Below are 21678 nucleotides of genomic sequence, written 5' to 3' on the forward strand. Positions count from 1 at the left end.
TAGGTCGGCCCGCCGCTTGGTGGGCCGACTCGTGCGCGGGACCGGCACCGGCTCGACGTGAGCCGTCACGGAGTCCGGCCGCGTAGCCCTAGTCGAGAAACATCGAGCAGCAGGAGAGTTCCGTCCCGATGTACGCGATCGTCAAGACCGGCGGCAAGCAGTACAAGGTCGCCGTCGGCGACATCGTCGAGGTCGAGAAGCTCGACGGTGAGCCGGGAGCCGAGCTCACGTTCCCCGCGCTGCTCGTCGTCGACGGCGACGACGTCACCACCGACGTGGCCAAGCTGGCCAACGTCGCGGTGACCGGCAAGGTCGTCTCCCAGACCAAGGGCCCGAAGATCCGCATCCACAAGTTCAAGAACAAGACCGGCTACCACAAGCGGCAGGGTCACCGGCAGAAGCTGACCCGCGTCGAGGTCACCGGCATCAAGACCAAGTAGGAGCTGACAGCAATGGCACACAAGAAGGGTGCGTCCAGCTCCCGCAACGGGCGCGACTCCAACGCTCAGCGCCTCGGCGTGAAGCGGTACGGCGGCCAGGTGGTCAACGCTGGCGAGATCCTGATCCGTCAGCGCGGTACCAAGTTCCACCCCGGCGTCAACGTCGGCCGTGGCGGCGACGACACGCTGTTCGCCCTGGCCGCGGGTGCGGTCCAGTTCGGCGAGAAGCGCGGTCGCAAGACCGTGAACATCGTCCCGGTCGAGGGCTGAGGCCCGGCAGACTGGAGCAAGACCCCACGAGGGGCGGGCCGGCGGTGAGGCGGCCCGCCCCTCGTGCATTCTCTGGAAGGTTCCTCAGTGTCCCGATTCGTCGATCGCGTGGTCATCCATGTGGCAGCGGGCAGCGGCGGCAACGGGTGCGCCTCGGTGCACCGCGAGAAGTTCAAGCCGCTCGGCGGCCCCGACGGCGGTAACGGCGGCGACGGCGGCGACGTCGCGCTCGTCGTCGACTCCGGGGTGCACACCCTGCTCGACTTCCACTTCCGCCCGCACGCCAGGGCGACCAACGGCAAACAGGGCCAGGGCAGCAACCGCGACGGCGCGGCCGGCGAGGACCTCGAGCTGCGGGTGCCGGAGGGCACGGTCGTGCTCACCGAGGACGGCGAGCTGCTGGCCGATCTGGTCGGCAACGGCACCCGGTTCACCGCCGCCCGCGGTGGTCGCGGCGGTCTCGGCAACGCCGCGCTCGCGTCCAAGGCCCGCAAGGCGCCGGGGTTCGCCCTGCTGGGCGAGCCGGGCGAGACCCGTGACCTGGTGCTGGAGCTGCGGTCGGTCGCCGACGTCGGCCTGGTCGGGTTCCCGTCGGCCGGGAAGTCGTCGCTGATCTCGGTGCTGTCGTCAGCGCGGCCCAAGATCGCCGACTACCCGTTCACCACGCTCGTGCCGAACCTGGGCGTGGTCACCGCCGGCGAGTCGACCTACACGATCGCCGACGTGCCCGGCCTGATCCCGGGAGCCAGCCAGGGCAAGGGCCTCGGGCTGGACTTCCTGCGCCACATCGAACGCTGCTCGGTGCTGGTGCACGTCGTCGACTGCGCGACCTACGAGCCCGGCCGTGACCCGGTGTCCGACGTGGACGCTCTGGAGACCGAACTCGCCCGCTACTCCCCGGCGCTGGGCGAGAGCCTCGCCGAGCGCCCCCGGGTCGTGGTGCTCAACAAGATCGACGTGCCCGACGCACGCGAGCTCGCCGAGATGGTGACCGCCGACCTCGAGGCCAGAGGGCTGCCGGTCTTCAGCGTGTCCACCGCCAGCCACGAGGGCCTGCGCGAGCTGTCGTTCGCCCTGGCCAAGATCGTGGCGGAGGACCGCGCCAGCCGCCCGACCCTCGAGGCGAGCCGCATCGTGCTGCGTCCACGCGCGGTCGACGATGCCGGCTTCACGGTGGTGGAGGACCCCGAGGAGCCGGGCGCGTTCATCGTGCGCGGGGAGCGCCCCGAACGCTGGGTCCGCCAGACCGCGTTCGACAACAACGAGGCCGTTGGCTACCTCGCCGACCGCCTCGCCCGCCTCGGGGTCGAACAGGCCCTCGCCGAGCGAGGTGCCCAACCGGGCTGCCCCGTCACGATCGGCGACGTCACGTTCGACTGGGAGCCGTCCACGCCGGCGGGAATCAGCGTGCTCCTGTACGAGCGGGGCGAGGACCCCCGGCTGGACCGCAACAGCCGCGTCGGCGCGGCCGAACGCAAGGCCGCCAAGCGGGCGCGCAGGGGCCTGGAACCCCCCGCCTCCCAGCCCGACCGCCCCACCCAAGCCACCGCCCCCACCTTCGACGACGACCTCCAGGACGACCTCCACGACGACGTGGACGACGTGGACGACGACCTCGAGGACGGCCCGGACGGGGACTTCGACGGGGACTTCGACGGGGACAGCGTCGGGACCGACGACAACCACGGCAGGGGTCGCGACGGCGGGCGCGCCGAGGAAGCCGGGCACGACCTGCCCGACGACCTCGCGGGTCGTCGTTCGGATCCGTCGTGACCGACCGGGTCGCGGTCCTGCCTGACGCCCGGTCACGCATCGCCGACGCCCGGCGCGTGGTGGTCAAGGTCGGCTCGTCCTCCCTCACCAGCGCCGAGGGAGGCCTCGACCCGGCCAGGCTCGATGCTCTGGTCGACGCCCTGGCCACCCGCCGCGCCGCCGGTAGCCAGGTCGTGTTGGTGTCCTCCGGCGCGATCGCGTCAGGTCTCGCCCCGCTCGGGCTCGGCCGCCGTCCGCGCGACCTCGCCACCCAGCAGGCCTCGGCCAGCGTCGGCCAGCTGGTGCTCGGGCACGCGTACGTGTCCTCGTTCGCCCGCTACGGGCTTCGGGTCGGCCAGGTCCTCCTCACCTCCGACGACGTCGTCCGACGCGCCCACTACCGCAACGCCCAGCGCACCCTGTCACGGCTGCTCGCCCTCGGGGTCGTCCCCGTCGTCAACGAGAACGACACCGTGGCCACCGAGGAGATCCGCTTCGGCGACAACGACCGGCTCGCCGCTTTGGTCGCCTATCTTGTCGGTGCTGACGCTCTGGTTCTCCTTTCCGATGTGGACGGTCTGTACGACGGCGACCCCCGCCGGGGGGACGCCCGAAGGATCACCGAGGTGGCCGGTGAGTCCGATGTGGAGCACGTCCGCGCCGACGAGCCCACCTCCGACCTCGGCACCGGAGGGATGGCCTCGAAGCTCGCCTCCGCCCGGCTCGCCTCCACCGCGGGCGTCCCCGTGCTGATCGCCGCCGCCGAGGACGCCGCGCAGGCCCTGGGCCCGGCCGAGGTGGGCACCGCCTTCGCGGCGAGCCCTCGGCGCCTCACCCCGCGACGCTTCTGGCTCGCCTACGCCGCCAGCCCCAGCGGCCGCCTCCACCTCGACGACGGCGCCGTCGCCGCCGTGGTCACCCGCCGCCGGTCCCTGCTCGCCGCCGGAATCACCGCCGTCGAGGGTGAGTTCGACGCGGGTGACGTGGTCGAGCTGGTCGACCCCGCGGCACGCACGGTGGCCCGAGGGGTGGTCGCCTACGACGCCGTCGAGCTCCCCTCACTCATCGGCCGCAAGACACAGGACCTCCCTTCGGAAAGTCGGCGTGAAGTGGTCCACGCCGATGATCTGGTTCCCCTCCGCCGCTGAGGGGGACCGGCGAACGAGCCTGAACGTCGTCGGTCAGCTCGTTGTGGCGAGCGCGAACGGGAGCACGGCCGAAGCCCCCGCGTCACGCAGCAGCTTGGCCGCCACCGTCATGGTCCAACCCGTGTCCACCCGGTCGTCCACGAGCAGGACCGGACCGTCCACAGTGGACAGACGATCGACCAGCTCGGGTCCCACCTCGAGCGAGCGCCACACCTGCGCCAGGCGCCGGGCGCTGTTCGCCTGACGCTCGCCCGACGGCCGAACTCCGAGCTCACCCAGCAGCGGCAGCCTGCCGATCGTCGAGATCCGCTCGCCGAGGCTCGACACCAGCTTCGGCCGGCTCACCGACCCCATCGCCACGACCGCGACCGGACGCGCCGCCCACTCCCACGACGCGAGCACCGCCACACAGCCCTCGATCACGTCGTCGGGCACCGGCTCGTCCGGGGCGTCGACGGCGAGCAGCGTCCGCAGCCGGTTCCCCCACCCGACGTCGGTCAGCCGCCCCAGCGCGCGTCCCGGCTCGGCGAGATCCCCGGCACGCAGCTTCCCCGAGAGTGGAACGTCGAGCCCGCTCATGCCGCTCGGCCACATGCGGCGTTCGGCGATCTCGACGCCCGGCCGGTGCAGGAGCCGCTGCGCGGCGACCACCTGCGCCTCGGCCACCTCCGTGCTCCACCGGCCGCCCACACAGTTGTCGCACCGCCCGCACGGCTCCGCGCGGGGCGCGTCGAGCTGGCGGAGCAGGTACTCCATCCGGCATCTCTCGGTCCGCTGGTAGTCGAGCATCGCGCGCTGCTCGCTCCGGCGGGCGTTCGCGATGCCGAGGTAGCGGTCGGCGTCGTACTCCCAGCCCTGCCCGGTGGCTGTCCACCCTCCTTTCACCCGGCGCACCGCGCCGTCCACGTCCAGCACCTTGAGCACCATGTCCAGCCGGCTGCGCGACAGGTCGCAGGCCGGCTCGATCGCCGCCGTCGACAGTGGCCGGTCCGCGTCGGCCAACACGTCCAACACCCGCCGGACCACCTGTTCCGGCGGGAACGCCAGCGAGGCGAAGTAGGACCAGATGTCCTGGTCCTCGACGCCGGGCAGGAGCAGCACCTCGGCCCGCTCCACCCCTCGGCCGGCCCGGCCGATCTGCTGGTAGTACGCGATCGGGGACGGCGGCGCACCGAGGTGGACCACGAACCCGAGGTCCGGCTTGTCGAACCCCATGCCCAACGCCGAGGTCGCCGCGACCGCCTTGATCCGGTTCGCCAGCAGGTCCTGCTCGATCCGTTCCCGCGTGTCTGGGTCGGTCTTGCCCGAGTACGCCGCGACCTCGTACCCGCGCTCGCGCAGGAACGCCGACACCTCGTCCGCCGCGGCCACGGTGAGCGTGTAGATGATCCCCGAGCCCGGCAGCTCCCCGAGGTGCTCGGCGAGCCAGGCGAACCTGGCCTGCGCGGTGGGCAGACGCAACACCCCCAGGTGCAGGCTCTCCCGGTCCAGCTCCCCACGCAGGACCAGGGTGTCCTGGCCACCCAGGTCGAGCTGGTCGGCGACGTCGCGCACCACGCGGTCGTTCGCGGTGGCCGTGGTGGCGAGCACCGGCACCCCCGGCGGCAGCTCACCGAGCAGCGTGCGCAGCCGTCGGTAGTCGGGCCGGAAGTCGTGGCCCCAGTCGGAGATGCAGTGTGCCTCGTCCACGACGAGCATCCCCGCCGAGGCGGTCAGCTCGGGCAGGACCGTGTCCCGGAAGTCGGGGTTGTTCAGCCGCTCGGGGCTGACCAGCAGCACGTCGGTCCGGCCGGCCAGGACATCCTGCTGAACCTCGTGCCACTGGTCGAGGTTGGCCGAGTTGATCGTGGCCGCCCGCACGCCGGCCCTGGCCGCCGCCTCGATCTGGTTGCGCATGAGCGCGAGCAGCGGCGACACGATCACCGTCGGCCCCGCGCCAAGCTCCCTGAGCAAGGCGGTCGCCAGGAAGTACACCGCCGACTTGCCCCAGCCGGTGCGTTGCACGACCAGAGCCCGACGACCGGCGACGACCAGGGCCTCGATGGCGGTCCACTGGTCATCACGCAGCCGGGCCCCCTCACCGGCGAGGGCGCGGAGGCGACGTTCGGCTGAGGCACGGAGAGCGGCTGACTGGTCCACGACCTCCACACTGGCCTACGGCACCGACAGTCGCCAGAAATCGCCCGAGCGAATGGACCATTCGCTCGGAAAAGTTCGCGAGCCGAAGGCGTCCGGAGCCGCTCCCGTACTCTGACCAGCTATGTCGGGTCGGCGAATCGGGATCATGGGCGGCACGTTCGATCCCGTGCACAACGGGCACCTGGTGTCGGCGAGCGAGGTCCAGGCGATCTTCGACCTGGACGAGGTGATCTTCGTGCCGACCGGGCAGCCGTGGCAGAAGAGCAACAGACAGGTCAGCGCGGCCGAGGACCGGTACCTCATGACGGTCGTGGCCACCGCGTCCAACCCCCGCTTCTCGGTCAGCCGGGTCGACATCGACCGCGGCGGTACCACCTACACGGTCGACACCCTGCACGACCTGAAGGCCGCCCACCCGGACGCGCAGCTGTACTTCATCACCGGCGCCGACGCCCTCGAGCAGATCCTGTCCTGGCGCCAGGCCGAGGAGCTGTTCGCGTTGGCCCACTTCGTGGGTGTCACCCGCCCCGGTTATCAGCTGGACGACACGCACCTGCCCCACGGCTCGGTGGCCCTGGTCGACGTGCCGGCGATGGCCATCTCCTCGACCGACTGCCGGGCGCGTGTCGCTGCCGGTCGCCCGGTCTGGTACCTGGTGCCCGACGGTGTCGTGCAGTACATCTCCAAGCGTGACCTCTACCGAGACGGTGCCCCGTGATCACGTCGGGCCCGGGTACGCTTTTGGGGTTCACCGGCTGGTAGGCCGACTTCGACGATCGAGGAGTGACGTGGTCGCAACGCACGACGCACGGGAGTTGGCACTGGTCGCGGCCAACGCGGCTGCCGACAAGAAGGCCAGCGACGTGATCGTGCTCGATGTCTCCGAGCAACTGGTGATCACCGACTGTTTCGTGATCGCGTCCGCGCCGAACGAGCGGCAGGTCGGCGCGATCGTCGACAACGTCGAGGAGAAGATGCGCGAGGCCGGCACCAAGCCGGTGCGGCGGGAGGGCGCACGCGAGGGCCGGTGGGTGCTGCTGGACTTCGTCGACGTCGTCGTGCACGTGCAGCACGCCGAGGAACGGGCGTTCTACGGCCTGGAGCGGCTGTGGAAGGACTGCCCTCGGATCGAGTTCGACCCGGACGCGGCCGTCGCCGAGTCGGGTGGCGTCGAGGGCGGCTCGACGTGACCCTGAGCCGCCTCGTGATGTGGCGGCACGGCGAGACCGACTACAACGCGACCGGCCGCATGCAGGGGCACCTCGACTCGCAGCTCACCGAGGTGGGACGCAACCAGGCCCGGTTCGCGGTGCCGGCGCTCGTCCGGTTCGCGCCGGAGATCGTGGTGACCTCCGACCTGCGTCGCGCGATGGACACCGCGACGACGTTCACCCAGGTCGCCGGGGTTCCGTTGCGCGTGGACAAACGTTTGCGGGAAACAAACCTGGGCCTGTGGCAGGGGATGACCAGCGCCGAGGTGGACGAGCAGTGGCCGGGGGCGCGGCAGGTGTGGCAGACCGACCCGACCTGGACGCCGCCGGGAGGCGAGTCCCGGCTCGAGGTCGCGGCCCGGGCGGCCGAGGTGGTCGCCGACCTGGACGAGTCCACGGAGGGGACCGCCGTGCTGTGCGCACACGGCGGGATGATCGCCGCGCTGACCGGACACCTGCTCGAGCTTCCGGTCGCCGCCTGGGCGAAGCTGGGCGGGATCGGCAACTGCCACTGGGTGGTACTGGCCCGTCGCACGACGAGCGGCATGGCCTGGCGCCTGCGCGCCTACAACGCCGGGATCACCGGCTGAGCCGATGCCCGCGCCCACCCTGCTCGTGTTCGGTGACTCGCTGAGCTTCCACGGCCCGGACGGACCGCACCCCGCCGACGACGAGCGGCTGTGGCCCAACATCGCGGCCGCGGCGCTGGGAGGCCGTGCCGAGCTGTTCGCCGGGTTGGGCTGGACCTCCCGCGACGCGTTCTGGTCGCTGGCCGGGGACCCCCGCGTCTGGTCGCTGCTGCCGAAGGCGGACGTACTGGTCCTGGCCGTGGGCAGCATGGACACGTTGCCCTCGCCGCTGCCGACCTATCTGCGGGAAGGGCTGCGCTATCTGCGGCCGGAGCCCCTGCGGCGGTTCGTCCGCGCCCGCTACCTGGCGGCTCAGCCGTGGCTGGCGAGAGCCACCCGAGGGCGTCCCGTGGCCCTGCCTCCCGCGTTGACCATCCGCTACCTCGACCGGATGCTCGGGTCGATCCGCGCGCTGCGTCCCGATCTCCCGGCGGTGGGGGTGCTGCCGCCGGTGCACCGGGCGGCGTCCTACGGCCTCGTCCACACCGGACGGGTCGAGGCGATCAGGGCCATCCGGGCGTGGGCCGCCGGCGCCGGCGTGCCGTTGCTCGACCTGGCCGAGCTCACCGGGGAGCACGTGCTGAGCGGGCGCGGCAACCCCGACGGCATGCACTGGGGCTGGGAGGCGCACGCCCGGGTCGGCGCCGCGCTGGCCGACGTCGTCGCGCCGCTGGTTACCCGGGAACCGGACGAGCACCCCGTAGGCTGACCGACCGTGCCGGTCGCCGTGGTCACCGATTCCAGCGCGTACCTGCCGGACGGATTCGCCGCCCGGCACGCCGTGCACGTCGTGCCGCTGCACGTGCTCGTCGACGACCGGTCCGGTCTGGACGGTGTGGACGTGGGGCCGGGCGAGGTCGCCAGGGCGCTCACGGGGCGGCGCACCGTCACCACCTCGCGGCCCAACCCGGACGAGTTCGTGGATCTCTACCAGCGGTTGCTCGACGACGGTGCCGACGGGATCGTGTCGGTGCACCTGTCCCGGGAGCTGTCCGGTACCTGGGAGTCCGCGCGGCTGGCGGCTCGGGAGGTCGGGGTGGACCGGGTGCGGGTGGTGGACTCGCGGACGGCGTTGATGGGGCTCGGCTTCTCGGTCCTGCGGGCGGCCAGCGTGGCCTCCGACGGCGCCTCCGGTGCGGAGGTCGAGGACGTCGCGGTGGAGGCCGCGGGGCGGACGACCACGTTCTTCGTGGTGGAGACGCTCGAGTACCTGCGGCGGGGTGGTCGGATCGGGTCGGCCGCGGCGTTCCTCGGGACCGCGCTCGCGGTGAAGCCGCTGCTGCACGTCCTGGACGGGCGGATCGCGCCGTTGGAGAAGGTGCGGACCACCAATCGCGCGGTGCTGCGGCTGGTCGATCTCGCCGAACAGGCGGCGCGGGCGACCGGAGCGAGCGCGGTGGAGGTGGCCGTGCACCACCTGGCCGCGCACGACCGCGCCGTCGAACTCGCCACCCGGCTCGACGAGCGGCTCGCTCCGCCGTCCGGCTGTGTGGTCTCCGAGCTGGGCGCGGCCATCGGTGCGCACACCGGCCCGGGCATGCTCGGCGTGGTCGTCTGCCCCGCCACTGGCTGAACCCGCCAGCGTGGCACGCAGCACCGACATTTCGCGTGCTCCCTCCCGCGAAACACCCCACTTGTCCACAACCTGCCCGGTTGTCCACAGTTCGGCTCCGGCCACCCCGCTACCCCGCCCGTCCGGCCTAGCGTCGAAGGCGTGATCCACACCACCTCCCGCCGCGACCGTCGTGCGGCCCTCGCCCGTAGCCGTCTCGAGCGCCTGATCCGCCAGGTCAGGCCGGACCTCGCCGACCATCCCCCGTCGCCACCCGGCCAGACGTGGCTCGACCTCGCCCCCGAGGACCCGCATCGCCTCCTCGACACCGGACCGTGGGGCTCTCCGGCCGACACCCGGCCGGGCTCGAAATCGTCCCGTCCGCCGGGCATTCGTGCCGCGCCACCACCCCCCGACCCACCGGCCGGCATCGCCGGCGGGCCGCTGATCACCGATCCGACCTGGGGCGACCCGCCCCCTCCTGATCCGGCCCTCGCGCACCGGGCAGACCCGGGCGAGCTCGTGTACCCGCTGGACACGAGGTCACCGACCGACGGCGCCGACCCGCCGCGTGCCTTCGCCGAGGGGGAGGACGCCGACCAGGCCCCGGACGCTCTGCCGCCGGGTGTTCGTCCTGTGGAGCCTCGTCCTGTGGAGCCATGGTGGCGACGCGGCGCGGGACGTCTGCTCGAACGCCCGGCGTCGACCGACAGTCCCGGCGCGCCGCGGTGGCGCCTGGCCGCGCTCGCCGCGGCCGGGGTCGTCCTCGGCATCGCCGTGGCCGTCGGGCTCGTCCTGGCGTCGGCACCGGAGACGCCCGAGGTGCCCGAGATCGCACCGGCGTTGCCGGTCGCGTCGGTCAGCGCGTCCGGCCGCACCGCGGGGGCGCCGGACACCGCCGGCGGCTCCATGGTCATCAGCGTGGTGGGCAAGGTCGCCCGCCCCGGGCTGGTGACGCTGCCCGAGGGATCCCGGGTCGCCGACGCCCTGGAGGCGGCCGGCGGTCCGGCTCGGGGCGCCCAGTTGGGTGGCCTCAACCTCGCCCGCCGGCTCAGCGACGGAGAGCAAATCTACGTCGGTGTGCCCGTTCCGCCGGGGGCGGACCCGGGCGCCGGCACCTCGGGAGGCGGTGGGCCCGGTGGGGCGCCGGCTGCCGGCACCGGCGGAACCGGCCCGGTCGACCTGAACTCGGCGTCGCTCAGCGCCTTGGACACGCTGCCCGGCATCGGTCCGGTGACCGCCCAGCGGATCATCGACTGGCGGACGCAGAACGGCCGGTTCGCCTCGGTCGAGCAGCTTCGAGAGATCGAGGGGATCGGTCCCACGCGGTTCGCCCGGCTCAAGGACCTCGTGGTGGTCTGGTGAGACACCGTCTGCCAGCGCCCGGAACCGTCGTCCCAGGGCGCGTGACGCGCTCCGGCCACCGCGGGGCGGAACCGTGAGCTCCCCGTGGACGGATCCGGCGGTCGCGCCGGACTGGCGGCTCGCGCCCGCGGCGCTGGCTGTCTGGCTCGCGACGATGGCCGGTCTGCTGCTCGTCTGGTGGTGGGCCGCGGTCGTCGGCCTCCTGGCGGTCATCGCCGGAGTCGTGGTCGTGCGCCTCGCCCGGGGCAGGCCAGGGATGGTCCGGTGGTGGCGGCAGGGGATCGGGTGGTCGCTGCTGGTCTGCGGTCTCGTGGTCGGCATCGGCGGGACCGCGCGGCTGCGGGCCGCGGCGGAGGACCCGCTTCGGGAGCACGCGCTCGCCGGCGGGGAGGGGGTGTTTCGGGTGACGGTGACCGAGCGGCCGCGACCGCTGTTCGCCGCCGGCTTCGGCGGGCGGCAGGGCGGTGTGCGGGCCGTCGTGATCCCGGCTCGCACCCGCGGCGCCGTGGTCGGCGGAACGACCGTCGTCTCCTCCGGGCGGGTGGTTCTGGTCGCGCCGGTGGATCGGTGGGCCGCACTCCTGCCCGGGCAGGACGTGACGGCCTCGGCGCGGCTGGCGCCGGCGCGACCGGGCGAGCTGACCGTGGCGGTGCTGCGAGTGCGCGGTCCGCCCACCGCGCTCGGCGTGGCGCCCGCGTGGCAACGCGGCGCCCAGGAGCTCCGCGCCGGTCTGCGGGACGCCGCGTCGGTGCTGGACCCGGAGCCGGCGGGACTGCTGCCCGGCCTGGTCGTCGGGGACACCGACAGGTTGTCCCGGCAGGTCGAGGAGGAGTTCCAGACAGCGGGGCTGGCGCATCTGCTCGCGGTCAGCGGCGCGAACCTCGCCGTGGTCTGCGTCGCCGTGCTGCTGTTGCTGCGCGTGTTGCGGGTCGGGCCCCGAGGGTGCGCGGCGGGTGCGATGCTCGCCCTGGTCGGGTTCGTGGTGCTCGCGGGGCCGGAGCCGAGCGTGCTGCGAGCCGGCGTGATGGGCGCGGTCGGGCTGTTGGCGCTGGCGATGGGGCGGGAGCGGGGCGCCCTGCCGGCGCTGGGCACCTCCGTGATCGTGCTGGTGCTCTGGGACCCGGCCATGGCGGTCAGCGTCGGGTTCGCGCTCTCCGTGCTGGCCACGGCCGGGCTGGTGCTGCTCGCGCCCCGGTGGTCGGAGCGTCTGGCCCGCCGCGGTGTGCCGAGAGGGCTCGCCGAGGCGCTCGCGGTGCCCGCCGCGGCCCATCTGGTCACCGCGCCGGTGGTGGCGGGCATGGCGGGGGAGGTCAGCCTGGTGGCCGTCCTGGCCAACCTGGTGGCGGCCCCGGTGGTCGCGCCGGCCACGGTGCTGGGGGTGCTCGCCGCGCTCGTCGCGCCGGCCTGGTCGTGGCTGGCGGAGCTCCTGGTCCGGGTCGCCGGACCCGAGGTGGACTGGCTGATCCTGGTCGCCCGGCACGCCTCACGGGTACCGGGTGCGGCGATCGGCTGGCCGGAGGGCTGGTGGGGCGGGCTGCTGTTGGTGGCGTGTGTGCTGCTGCTGGTGGCGCTCCTGCGGCGGCCGCGGCTTCGGGTGCTGGTCTGTGCCGCGTTCAGCGCACTGCTGGTGGTGGTCCTGCCGGTCCGGGTGATCTCGCCGGGATGGCCGCCGCCGGGGTGGGCGATGGTGGCCTGCGACGTCGGCCAGGGGGACGCGACCGTCCTGGCGACGGCCGACCCGGGGCGGGCAGTCGTGGTGGACGCGGGGCCTGAGCCCGCGCCGCTGGTCGCCTGCCTCGACCGGCTCGACGTCTCGCGGGTGCCGCTGGTCGTGCTCAGTCACCTGCATGCCGACCACGTCGGTGGGCTGGCGGCGGTGCTGGACGACCGAGCGGTCGGCGCGGTGGGGGTGAGCGCCGCTCGTGAACCGGACTGGGCATGGGAGGAGGTGCGGGAGCTGGCCGGAGCGGCACGCGTGCCGGTGGTTCAGCTCGAGGCCGGCCGGCGGCTGACCTGGCCGGGACTGGTGTTGGAGGTGCTGGCGCCGCAAGCACGGGAGGTGATGCCGGGAGCGGAGGCCGAGGGAACGGAGATCAACAACGCGTCGCTGGTGCTGCGGGCGGCGACGTCGGCGGGGCGGGTTCTGCTCAGCGGCGACGTGGAGCTGGCCGCCCAGGCGACCCTGCTCGACTCGGGTGTCGACCTGTCCGCCGAGGTGTTGAAGGTGCCCCACCACGGAAGCCGCTACACGTCACCGGAGTTGTTCTCGGCGGTGGGTGCGCGGATCGCCGTGGTGAGCGTGGGGGCAGGGAACCGGTACGGGCACCCGAACCCGACGACGCTGGGCATGCTCGACCGGACCGGAGCACTGGTGGTCCGGACCGACATGGACGGGGACGCGGCGATCGTCCCCGGCGAGCGCGGACCGCGGGCCGTGACCCGAGGAACGGCCCGCGGACCGCCGCCGCGCGCGAGGGTGCGGCGACGGTCCGGGCGGACCTGGTGGTGCGGTGGCGCTTCGGTGAGCGCGCGGCGATGTCGGGTCAGGACTCCAGCGCCTTGAGGACCGCGGCCGCCGACGGCGGCACGGTCGCCCGGGGGCCGATCCTGTCCTGCACGGCGTCGAGGGTCTTCAGGCCGTCGCCGGTGATGAGGAGGACCGTCTCGGCGTCCGGGTCGAGCTGGCCGGTCTCGATCAGCTTCTTGGCGGTCGCGACGGTCACTCCGCCCGCGGTCTCGGCGAAGATGCCCTCGGTCCTGGCCAGCAGGCGGATGCCCTCGACGACCTCCTCGTCGCTGACGTCCTCGATAGCGCCGTTCGTGCGGCGCACGGCGTCCAGCACGTAGGGGCCGTCGGCGGGGGCGCCGATCGCGAGCGAGCGGGCGATGGTGTCCGGCTTGACCGGGCTCACCACGTCCAGGCCCGCCTTGTACGCGGCCGACACCGGGGAACAGCCGGTCGCCTGGGCGCCGAACACCCGATACGGCTTGTCTTCCACCAACCCCAGGTGAGCGAACTCGCGGAAACCCTTGTCCACCTTGGTGAGCTGGGCACCCGAGGCGATCGGAACGACGATCTGGTCGGGCAGGCGCCACCCGAGCTGTTCGGCAACCTCGTAGCCGAGCGTCTTGGAGCCCTCGGCGTAGTAGGGCCGGACGTTGACGTTGACGAACGCCCAGTCCTCGTGCTCGGCCGCGAGCTCGGTGGCGAGCCGGTTCACGTCGTCGTAGTTGCCGTCGACGGCGATCAGGGCGCCGTCGTAGACGGCGGTGGTGAGGACCTTCGCGCGCTCCAGCGAGGACGGGATGAGCACCACCGACTCCCAGCCGGCGCGCGCGGCCGCGGCGGCGACCGCGTTGGCCAGGTTGCCGGTGGAGGGGCAGGCGAGCACGGTGAAGCCGAGCTGGCGGGCCGCGGCGAGCGCCACGGCGACCACGCGGTCCTTGAACGAGTGCGTGGGGTTGCCCGTGTCGTCCTTGACCCACAAGGACTTCACGCCGAGAGCGGCGGCCAGCCGGTCGGCCTTGACCAGGCGGGTCAGGCCGGGGTCCGTGTTCGGATACTTGTCCACATCGGACGGAACGGGAAGGAGGTGGCGGTAGCGCCAGATGGACCGGGGACCCGCCTCGATCGCGGCTCGGCTGATGTCGCCGAACTGGTAGGCGACCTCGAGGGGGCCGAAACACTCCGCGCACGCGAACTCGGGGGCGAGTGGAACCTGGTGGCCGCACTCACGACAGCTCAGGGCGTGGGCGGGTCCGAGGTCGAGCGTGGTGGTGCCGGCGTCGGCAGTGACTGTCATCGCGAGGTATCTCCTCATCTGTCCCGCGTACGGGTCGGAATTGGCACCGTGTTCGTCGCCGTCCTCGCGTACGCGAAATGGCTGACGCCGGTTGCCGGGGCTTCTTCGGGCCGATCCCTCTGCCCCTCTGGATGAGCGGTATTCAGTTGTGCTGTTGACCACCGTACGGCACGGCCCGGTCACGGGGCCATTGTGAGGTCCATCATCCGAGAAGACCTCTAGTGATCCTTGGTGGCGCCAGCGCGTGCTCCCCCCTCGCGCCATGCCGTCCTGACCTGCTCCGAGGCGCCGGGGAAGCGCTCCGTGCCGGCTCGGTGCCCGCGCATGCGGGTTTCACTCGTTCGGCGCGGTGGCCGCTGTGGAGGTTGCGCTGAGTGATTAGCCGCGTTCGGCCCCCACCTCGCGCGCCGGCGGGAGCGGTGGTGCGAGGATGGCCGCGTGAAGGCGCCCGCCGTGACCCCGCCCGCCCTGCAGCTCGTGCTCGGCGACGAGGAGCTGCTGGTGGAACGCGCGGTACGGGCGGCGGTGGAGGCGAGCAAGCTGGCCGACCCGAGCGCGGAGCTCACCCGGGTGAAGATCTCGGACATCACGCCGCCCGAGCTCGTGGAGCTGGTCAGCCCGTCGCTGTTCGCGGAGCGACGGGTGATCGTGCTCGAGAACGCTCACGACGCGGGCAAGGACATCGCCGCCGCGGTCACCGCGTACCTCAAGGAACCGGCCGACAGCGTGCAGCTGGTCGTGCTACACAACGGCGGTGGGCGCAAGCCGGGCAAGGATCTGGTGGCGGCTCTGCGCTCGGCCGGTGCCCACCTCGTCGAGTGCCCGAAGATCACCAAGCCCGGGGACCGGGAAGCCTTTGTCCGCAACGAGATCCGCCGTGCCGGGGGCAAGACCGACGCCGACGCGATCAGCACCTTGATCGACTCGGTCGGCTCGGACCTGCGTGAGCTGGCTTCGGCCGCGGCGCAGTTGGTGGCCGACACCGGGGGCCAGGTAACCGCCGAGGAGGTGCGTCGCTACCACCGCGGCCGGGCCGACGTGACCGGGTTCGCCGTGGCGGAGAAGGCGGTGACCGGGGATGTCGCGGGTGCGCTCGAGATGTTGCGCTGGGCCATGCAACTCGGCGTCCCACACGTGCTCGTAGCCGACGCCCTGGCCGACGCGGTCCGCACCGTCGCGCGGGTGGCCGGCGCTGGCCGGGCCGACCCCTACCGGTTGTCGTCGGAGCTGGGCATGCCGACCTGGAAGGTGCGCAAGGCGCTCTCCCAGTCCCGCGGCTGGCACCCGGCCGGCCTTGTGGTCGCGATGCAGGTCGTGGCGGCGGTGAACGCCGAGGTCAAGGGTGTCGCGGTGGACGCGGACTACGCACTCCAGCATGCCGTTCTCCGTCTCGCGGAGGCTCGCCGCCGCACCTGACGTCCTCGCGCGGAGCACAGTGCTGGAAAAGCACAGTGCCGGCCGCCCGGGTGGGCGGCCGGCACCGTGGAACGCTCAGTGCGGGAGAAGCTCAGCTCAGAGCTGCTGGGCGCGCTTGGCCATCGCCGACTTCTTGTTGGCGGCCTGGTTGTCGTGGATCACGCCCTTGCTGGCGGCCTTGTCGAGCTTGCGGCTCGCGTCCTTCAGCAGCTCCACCGCCTTCTCCTTGTCGCCGGCCTCGGCCGCCTCGCGGAACTTGCGGATCGCCGTCTTCACCGAGGACTTGACCGCCTTGTTGCGCTGGCGCGCCTTCTCGTTCGTCTTGATGCGCTTGATCTGGGACTTGATGTTGGCCACGGGAAGGCTCCTCGGGTATCGCTCGTAGAAGATGTGTGCCGCGGTAGGTGTGGCCTCGCCTGCTCGGCGAGCTTCCTCCTGGGCGGAATGCCACACGGCACGAGGAACGATCCTAACAGCGGGCTCGAGGCCGACCGGAGCTGCCTCACTCCTGGTCGTCGGGCTCGGCCTTGGGAGGACGGCCGCGGCGTGGGGGGCCACCGGCGTTGTCGGGTAGGCGTCCGGCCTGCGCCAGGGCCATGCGGAGGAGGAACTCGATCTGCGCGTTCGTGCTGCGCAGCTCGTCGCCTGCCCACCTGGTGACCGCGTCGTGGATCGCGGGGTCCAGCCGGAGCAGGATCTTCTTCCGTTCGGCCACGGGTCCTCAGTTGTACAGGGAACCGGCATTGACCACGGGCTGGGTGTCTCGGTCCCCGCACAGCACCACCAGCAGGTTGCTCACCATCGCCGCCTTGCGCTCCTCGTCCAGGTCCACCACCTCATGCTCGGCCAGCTGGTTCAGTGCCAGCTGCACCATGCCGACCGCCCCCTCCACGATCCGCTGCCGTGCCGCCACGACCGCACCCGCCTGCTGGCGGCGCAGCATCGCACCGGCGATCTCCTGCGCGTACGCCAGGTGCGTGATCCGCGACTCGATCACCTCCACCCCGGCCGACTCCACCCTCGCCCCGATCTCCTCCGACAGCTGATCGGTGATCGCCGTCGTGTTCTGGCGCAGCGACAGCTGGTCCTCGCCGTGGGCGTCGTAGGGGTAGGACGTCGCGATGTGCCGGACCGCGGTCTCGGTCTGGATGTTCACGAACTCGATGTAGTCGTCCACCTCGAACACCGCCCGCGCGGTGTCGGTCACCCGCCACACCACCACCGCCGCGATCTCGATCGGGCTGCCGTCGGCGTCGTTGACCTTCGTCACCGCGGTCTCGTGGTTGCGGATCCGGGTGGAGATCTTGCGCCGGAACGTGAACGGGTTGATCCATCGCAACCCGTCCTCCCGCACCGTCCCCACGTACCGGCCCAGGAACTGGATCACCTGTGCCTCACCGGGCGCGACCATGATCAGGCCCACCCCGACGACGCCCCCGCCCAGGATGGCCACGCTGCCGGCCACGACCAGCGCGACCGGCAGCGTGGTCTCCTCCCCACCCCGGACCAGGTCCAGCACCCCCACCAACACCAGCGCGATCCCCGCCAGCTCGAGCAGCACCGCGACGCCGAGCATCGGCATCCCCCCGGTGCCGAACGCCGGCCGCTCACGGATGTGCGGCGGCGGCATCGGTGTTTCGAACGATTCGAGCTGGCTCATGGCGCCCCCTGCGGGTCGGTTCCGGTGACTATCAAAGTGATATCACATTAAGTAGACTCAGCGCCATGACCGACGCACTGGGGCTCACACGACTGCTCAAGCGGTTCGACCGGACCGTCGCGGTCGACCACATCGACCTCTCCGTTCCCACCGGCTCCTTCTTCGGGCTCGTCGGCCCGAACGGGGCCGGCAAGACCACCACGCTCTCGATGGCCGTCGGACTGCTGCGTCCCGACGCCGGCACCGCGCGCATCCTCGGCGTCGACGTCTGGGAGGACCCGTCGCGGGCCAAGGCACTGGTCGGCGTGCTGCCCGACGGCATGTCCCTGCCCGAGCGCCTCACCGGCGCCGAGCTGCTCACCTACCTCGGCCTGCTGCGCGGCCTGCCCGCCGCGACCGTGGCCGCCCGCGTCGACGAGCTGCTCACGGTCCTGGAGCTCGCCGACGCCCGCAACCGCCTGGTGATCGACTACTCGGCGGGCATGCGCAAGAAGATCGGGTTGGCCGCGGCCCTGCTGCACGCGCCGAAGCTGCTCGTGCTCGACGAGCCGTTCGAGGCTGTCGATCCCGTCTCGGCCGCCACCATCCGCACGATCCTGCAGCGCTTCGTCGCCGCTGGCGGCGCGGTGGTCCTGTCCAGCCACGTGATGGCGCTGGTCGAACAGCTGTGCTCGCACGTCGCCGTGATCAGCAGGGGCCGGGTGGTGGCGGCCGGGCCGGTGGCGCAGGTGCGCGGCGAGACCAGCCTCGAGGAGGCCTTCGTGCACATCGTGGGCGGGCGCACCGGTGGAACGGAGGGGCTGTCGTGGTTGGAGTCCTGATCCGGATGAAGTGGCGGGTGCTGCGGCACTCGCTGCGTGGCAAGGAGGCCGTGCTCACCGTCGGCGGCGCGATCCTGGGGCTGCTCGCGGCGGTGCTCACCGTTCTTGTCGCAGCAGCCGACTTCCCCACCCCCGGCGTCGACACCGACGTGCTCGCCGGGCTGCTCCTGCTCTGGACCCTGGGGTGGCTGTTCGCCCCGCTGTTCACCGGCGGTGGGGACGAGACCCTGCGCCCGGAGCACTTCGCCCTGCTCCCGTTCACCCCGCGGCAGCTGGCCGCGGGCCTGCTCGGAGCGGCCTTCCTCGGGGTGCCGGCGATCGTCACCGCGCTCGCGTTCTGCGCCCTGGTCGTGCACGCCGCCGGCTCCCTGCCGGCGGTCGTGGTCGCCGTCCTGGCACTGCCGCTGCAGCTGGCGCTGGCGGTGCTGCTGTCCCGGGTGGCGATGGCGGGACTCGGCGCGGCGCTCCAGTCCCGCCGTGGCCGCGACCTCGGCGTGCTGCTCGCTGCCCTGGTCGGGGTGATGGTCTTCTTCGCCCAGGCGCTCGTCCAGACGCTGGGGCCGGTGGTGGTCGACGGGGACTCACCGGCCCTGACGGCCGTGCTGCGCTGGGTGCCCTCGGGCTGGGGGCCGGTCGCGGTGGACGCCGCCGGGCGCGGGGAGTGGCCGCTGGTGCTTGCCGCCCTCGCCGGGCTGGTCGTGCTCGGCGGCGGGTTGCTCGCGGTCTGGGGGGTGCTGCTGCACCGACGCACCACTCGGGTCCCGGTCAACGTGGGCCCCTCGGCCCGCGGGAGCGGGTCCGTCGCGCGCCGGCTGCCCGCCACGCCGGTCGGCGCCGTCGTGGCCAAGGAGCTGCGTACCTGGTTTCGCGACCCGCGCCGGCGGGTGGCGCTGCTGTCCGCGGTGATCGTCGCCCTGGTCGCCTCGGTGCCGCCGGCCCTGCAGGGCGAGGGCGGCGGGGGGATCCCCTTCACGGGGCTCGTGGTGATGACGGTGGGCTGCCTGCTCGCCGGAAACCTGTACGGGATGGACGGCAGCGCCCTGTGGCTCACGCTGGTCACGCCGGAGGCGGCCGCGGCCGACGTGCGCGGGCGGCAGCTGGCCTGGCTGCTGCTGATCACGCCGGTGGCCGCTGTGCTGGTCGTCGTGCTGCCCGCGCTCACCGAGCCGGCCACGTACCCCTGGGTGCTCGCGCTCGCGCCGGCCCTGGCCGGCGGCGGGTCCGGGCTGGTCGTCCTGCTGTCGGTGTTCACCGCCTACCCGCTGCCCGACCAGCGCGCGAACCCGTTCTCGGCCGGCAACAACCCGGGCCTGCTGCGGGTCCTGCTCCAGCTGGCGATCACGCTGCTGCTGGCCGTGGTCGCCCTGCCCGTGGTGGCGGTGGTGTGGCTGGGTTCCGGGGTGGCACCCCTGGAGTGGCTCGGCGTGCCGACGGGGGTCGCGGTGGGCGTGCTCTGTTGGTGGTGGTGGGGCCGGATCGCGGCCCGGCGGCTCGCCGAGCGGGGACCGGAGCTGCTCGCGGTCGTGGCCAAGCACGTGTGAGCCGGCTGGGCCAGCTCCCGGGCCGGTCGGACTCCGGCCGGCCGGGGAGCCGCTCGTGTTGGGTGGCTCGGGGAGGGCCGGCGGCTGTGCGGGTGACCCTCACCGAGGTGGCTCCGGGTGGATGGGTTGCGCTGTGTGGTGGCGTCGGCCGGCGTGTTCGTCGGGGTGGGTGAGGGCAGTGGTACTCCGCCAGGAGTACGCCGCCACCCGCGTGCTACCGCCGTACGCGTAGACGAGATCTCGCCGAGCGTCCGACGCGTACGCCGCTGATCGCGGCGACCATGGGGTTACCGGAGAACCCGATGGGAGAGCGACACACGATGAGCGACAAGTCCAGGCGTCTTGGCTGGCGCATCGGCCTCGGGGTGGCCGTTGCCGCCGTGGTGAGCGTCGGCGCCTTCGGGATCGCGGCCGCCGCCTCGAACGAGCAGCCCTCGAACGAACCAGCACCGACCGAGGAGCACGACGGCCCGCCGTGGGCCGGGCACGACCGGGGCGACTGGGGAGGCGGCCCCTGGGGCGGCGCCGGCCTGTTCCAGGCCCTCGAGGACCTGAACGTCGAGGACCTCTCCCACGCCGAGATCGTCCTCGCCACCGAGGGCGGCGGCTCCACCACGATGCTCGTCCAGAAGGGCACCGTCACCTCGGTCAACGGCACCTCCCTCGCCGTGCGCAGCGTCGACGGCTTCACCGAGACCTACGCCGTGGACGGCAGGACCACCGTGAACGGGGACGACAAGATCGGCACCGTCGCCAAGGACGAGCAGGTGGTGGTGCTGGCTCCGGAGGGCGGCGCGAACCCCACGGCGCGCACCGTCCTCGACCTCACCGACCTCGGCTGGAAGTAATCCCTTCCCCGCGACCGAACCCGATCGACGCCTTCCCGACGCCACCCGCGCCGGGAAGGCGTTCTCCCGTCTGGCGAGGTTTTCTCCGACTCCTATCGACATCCTTCGAACCGGCGGTGCGCATGGACGAGCGGGTCTACGACGTGGCCTTCGCGCTGGCCTCCCGGGGGCGCCTCGCCGTGCTGCGCGTGCTCGCCGACGGCAACGCCTCGCTCGGCGAGCTGGTCGCCCGCACGGGCACCGCCGAGGTGCTCGACCACCTCGAGGAGCTCGGGGAGTCGGGCCTGGTCAGCGCCGGGATCGACGGGCGATACGGGTTGGCCTCGGTGGACGTGGCGGTCCTCATCCGCGCGCTGGAGACCGTCGCCGGGGCTAAAGATGAGTCATGAGCACCTGGGCCACGGCCGCCGGGCGGGTACCCGGCGCCGTCTACGACTTCGGCGTGCAGCGGCCGTGGCTGGCCGTACCCGCCGGGTGGCTGCTGTGGGGCACCGACGTCCGACACCTCCACCGCACGGTCCGCGGGCTCGCCGACCTGCCCGCCGGTAGCTCCGTCCTGGACGTGCCCTGCGGGGGCGGGATCGCCCTGCGCGGGCTGCGCCGTGGCCAGGACGTCCGGTACGTCGGCGCGGACGTGTCCCCGGCGATGCTGGCCCGGACCCGGCGCCTGGCCGCGAGGTCATGGACGACCGGGGTCGCGCTGGCCAGGGCGGACCTCACCCGCCTGCCGTTCGCGACCGGCGCGTTCGACAGCTGCCTGTGCCTGAACGGGCTGCACTGCCTGCCCGACCCGGCGCGGGCGGTGCGCGAGCTGGCCCGGTGCCTGCGCCCGGGCGGGCGCCTCGTCGGGGACCTGGTCGTCTCCGGCGCCGGGGTGCGCCAGGACCTCGCGCTCGCCGTGCTGCGCCGCCTGGGGCTGTTCGGTCCGGGCGGCACACCCGCCGATCTCGGTGGCTGGCTGGCCGCGGCCCACCTGCGGGTGGACCGGATCCTGCGGTCCGGCGCGGTCGTGCACTTCGTCGCGACCAGACGCGGCACGCGGCATGATGGGCCCCGCGACGAGAGCTGACCCGGAGGTGTGGC

At 72.8% G+C, this 21678-nt stretch carries 22 protein-coding genes and 1 riboswitch; of the genes, 17 read left to right on the top strand and 5 right to left on the bottom strand.

Going from position 1 to position 21678, the window contains the following annotated elements:
* Nucleotides 1-128: 128 nt before the first annotated feature.
* The 4 genes from rplU (at nucleotide 129) to proB (ending at nucleotide 3610) form a co-directional block, all read left to right on the top strand.
* Nucleotides 129-440 (top strand): 50S ribosomal protein L21, encoded by a 312-nt coding sequence (rplU, locus tag BU204_RS15585; protein WP_075126398.1) that lies wholly within the window; start codon nucleotides 129-131, stop codon nucleotides 438-440.
* Between the two features lie 12 nt (nucleotides 441-452).
* Entirely contained in the window at nucleotides 453-710 is a 258-nt protein-coding gene (rpmA, locus tag BU204_RS15590; protein ID WP_075126399.1) for a 50S ribosomal protein L27, read from the top strand.
* Between the two features lie 87 nt (nucleotides 711-797).
* On the top strand, nucleotides 798-2483 hold the full coding sequence (gene obgE / locus BU204_RS15595) for a GTPase ObgE (RefSeq protein WP_083661346.1): 1686 nt from the start codon (nucleotides 798-800) through the stop codon (nucleotides 2481-2483).
* A complete protein-coding gene (gene proB, locus BU204_RS15600) occupies nucleotides 2480-3610 on the top strand; it encodes a glutamate 5-kinase (RefSeq protein ID WP_408608012.1) in 1131 nt (376 codons plus the stop codon). Before obgE ends, proB begins: the two co-directional genes overlap by 4 nt.
* Nucleotides 3611-3643: 33 nt before the next feature.
* Here the strand turns inward: proB and BU204_RS15605 are convergent, their stop codons facing one another.
* Nucleotides 3644-5749 (bottom strand): RecQ family ATP-dependent DNA helicase, encoded by a 2106-nt coding sequence (locus BU204_RS15605; RefSeq protein WP_075126460.1) that lies wholly within the window; start codon nucleotides 5747-5749, stop codon nucleotides 3644-3646.
* Between the two features lie 121 nt (nucleotides 5750-5870).
* On the opposite strand from BU204_RS15605, the gene nadD reads away from it, so the two are divergent.
* The 7 genes from nadD (at nucleotide 5871) to BU204_RS15640 (ending at nucleotide 13069) form a co-directional block, all read left to right on the top strand.
* Nucleotides 5871-6467 carry a nicotinate-nucleotide adenylyltransferase gene (gene nadD, locus BU204_RS15610; RefSeq protein WP_075126400.1) on the top strand — a complete coding sequence of 199 codons (597 nt, stop codon included), beginning with the start codon at nucleotides 5871-5873 and terminating at the stop codon, nucleotides 6465-6467.
* A 70-nt stretch (nucleotides 6468-6537) separates the two neighbouring features.
* Nucleotides 6538-6939 (top strand): ribosome silencing factor, encoded by a 402-nt coding sequence (gene rsfS, locus BU204_RS15615; protein WP_075126401.1) that lies wholly within the window; start codon nucleotides 6538-6540, stop codon nucleotides 6937-6939.
* Nucleotides 6936-7550 (top strand): histidine phosphatase family protein, encoded by a 615-nt coding sequence (locus tag BU204_RS15620; RefSeq protein ID WP_075126402.1) that lies wholly within the window; start codon nucleotides 6936-6938, stop codon nucleotides 7548-7550. Before rsfS ends, BU204_RS15620 begins: the two co-directional genes overlap by 4 nt.
* Before the next feature lie 4 nt (nucleotides 7551-7554).
* Nucleotides 7555-8298: a diglucosylglycerate octanoyltransferase gene (gene octT / locus BU204_RS15625; protein ID WP_075126403.1), complete on the top strand. Its 744-nt coding sequence runs from the start codon at nucleotides 7555-7557 to the stop codon at nucleotides 8296-8298.
* Between the two features lie 6 nt (nucleotides 8299-8304).
* Entirely contained in the window at nucleotides 8305-9162 is an 858-nt protein-coding gene (locus tag BU204_RS15630; RefSeq protein ID WP_075126404.1) for a DegV family protein, read from the top strand.
* 141 nt (nucleotides 9163-9303) lie between these two features.
* On the top strand, nucleotides 9304-10506 hold the full coding sequence (locus tag BU204_RS41290) for a helix-hairpin-helix domain-containing protein (protein WP_233160350.1): 1203 nt from the start codon (nucleotides 9304-9306) through the stop codon (nucleotides 10504-10506).
* Between the two features lie 154 nt (nucleotides 10507-10660).
* Nucleotides 10661-13069, top strand: a complete 2409-nt coding sequence (locus tag BU204_RS15640) for a ComEC/Rec2 family competence protein (protein ID WP_083661353.1) — start codon at nucleotides 10661-10663, stop codon at nucleotides 13067-13069.
* Here the strand turns inward: BU204_RS15640 and thrC are convergent.
* Entirely contained in the window at nucleotides 13050-14309 is a 1260-nt protein-coding gene (thrC, locus tag BU204_RS15645) for a threonine synthase (protein WP_075126406.1), read from the bottom strand. The two genes, BU204_RS15640 and thrC, sit on opposite strands and share 20 nt — an antisense overlap.
* An 11-nt stretch (nucleotides 14310-14320) precedes the next feature.
* Nucleotides 14321-14447, bottom strand: a riboswitch (SAM riboswitch).
* Nucleotides 14448-14747: 300 nt separating this feature from the next.
* Between thrC and holA the strand changes: the two genes are divergently transcribed.
* A complete protein-coding gene (gene holA, locus BU204_RS15650) occupies nucleotides 14748-15725 on the top strand; it encodes a DNA polymerase III subunit delta (RefSeq protein WP_075126407.1) in 978 nt (325 codons plus the stop codon).
* 96 nt (nucleotides 15726-15821) lie between these two features.
* Here holA and rpsT read toward each other — a convergent pair whose 3' ends face one another.
* From rpsT to BU204_RS15665, 3 genes are all read right to left on the bottom strand, one after another.
* Nucleotides 15822-16082 (bottom strand): 30S ribosomal protein S20, encoded by a 261-nt coding sequence (rpsT, locus tag BU204_RS15655; RefSeq protein ID WP_075126408.1) that lies wholly within the window; start codon nucleotides 16080-16082, stop codon nucleotides 15822-15824.
* Between the two features lie 145 nt (nucleotides 16083-16227).
* Nucleotides 16228-16440 (bottom strand): hypothetical protein, encoded by a 213-nt coding sequence (locus BU204_RS15660; protein ID WP_075126409.1) that lies wholly within the window; start codon nucleotides 16438-16440, stop codon nucleotides 16228-16230.
* Between the two features lie 6 nt (nucleotides 16441-16446).
* Nucleotides 16447-17385 (bottom strand): SPFH domain-containing protein, encoded by a 939-nt coding sequence (locus BU204_RS15665; RefSeq protein WP_075126410.1) that lies wholly within the window; start codon nucleotides 17383-17385, stop codon nucleotides 16447-16449.
* Between the two features lie 65 nt (nucleotides 17386-17450).
* Here BU204_RS15665 and BU204_RS15670 point away from each other — a divergent pair, with 65 nt between their 5' ends.
* From BU204_RS15670 to BU204_RS15690, 5 genes are all read left to right on the top strand, one after another.
* Nucleotides 17451-18206: an ABC transporter ATP-binding protein gene (locus BU204_RS15670; protein WP_075126411.1), complete on the top strand. Its 756-nt coding sequence runs from the start codon at nucleotides 17451-17453 to the stop codon at nucleotides 18204-18206.
* Nucleotides 18191-19747, top strand: a complete 1557-nt coding sequence (locus BU204_RS15675) for a hypothetical protein (RefSeq protein ID WP_075126412.1) — start codon at nucleotides 18191-18193, stop codon at nucleotides 19745-19747. Before BU204_RS15670 ends, BU204_RS15675 begins: the two co-directional genes overlap by 16 nt.
* A 302-nt stretch (nucleotides 19748-20049) precedes the next feature.
* Nucleotides 20050-20595, top strand: a complete 546-nt coding sequence (locus BU204_RS15680; RefSeq protein WP_158073468.1) for a hypothetical protein — start codon at nucleotides 20050-20052, stop codon at nucleotides 20593-20595.
* A gap of 122 nt (nucleotides 20596-20717) precedes the next feature.
* A complete protein-coding gene (locus BU204_RS15685) occupies nucleotides 20718-20984 on the top strand; it encodes an ArsR/SmtB family transcription factor (RefSeq protein ID WP_075126414.1) in 267 nt (88 codons plus the stop codon).
* Nucleotides 20981-21664, top strand: a complete 684-nt coding sequence (locus BU204_RS15690; RefSeq protein ID WP_075126415.1) for a class I SAM-dependent methyltransferase — start codon at nucleotides 20981-20983, stop codon at nucleotides 21662-21664. The genes BU204_RS15685 and BU204_RS15690 overlap by 4 nt, the downstream gene beginning before the upstream one ends.
* The last annotated feature ends 14 nt before the right edge of the window (nucleotides 21665-21678 follow it).

Origin of the sequence: Actinophytocola xanthii (genome assembly GCF_001921205.1) — a bacterium.
GTDB classification, from domain to species: Bacteria; Actinomycetota; Actinomycetes; order Mycobacteriales; family Pseudonocardiaceae; genus Actinophytocola; species Actinophytocola xanthii.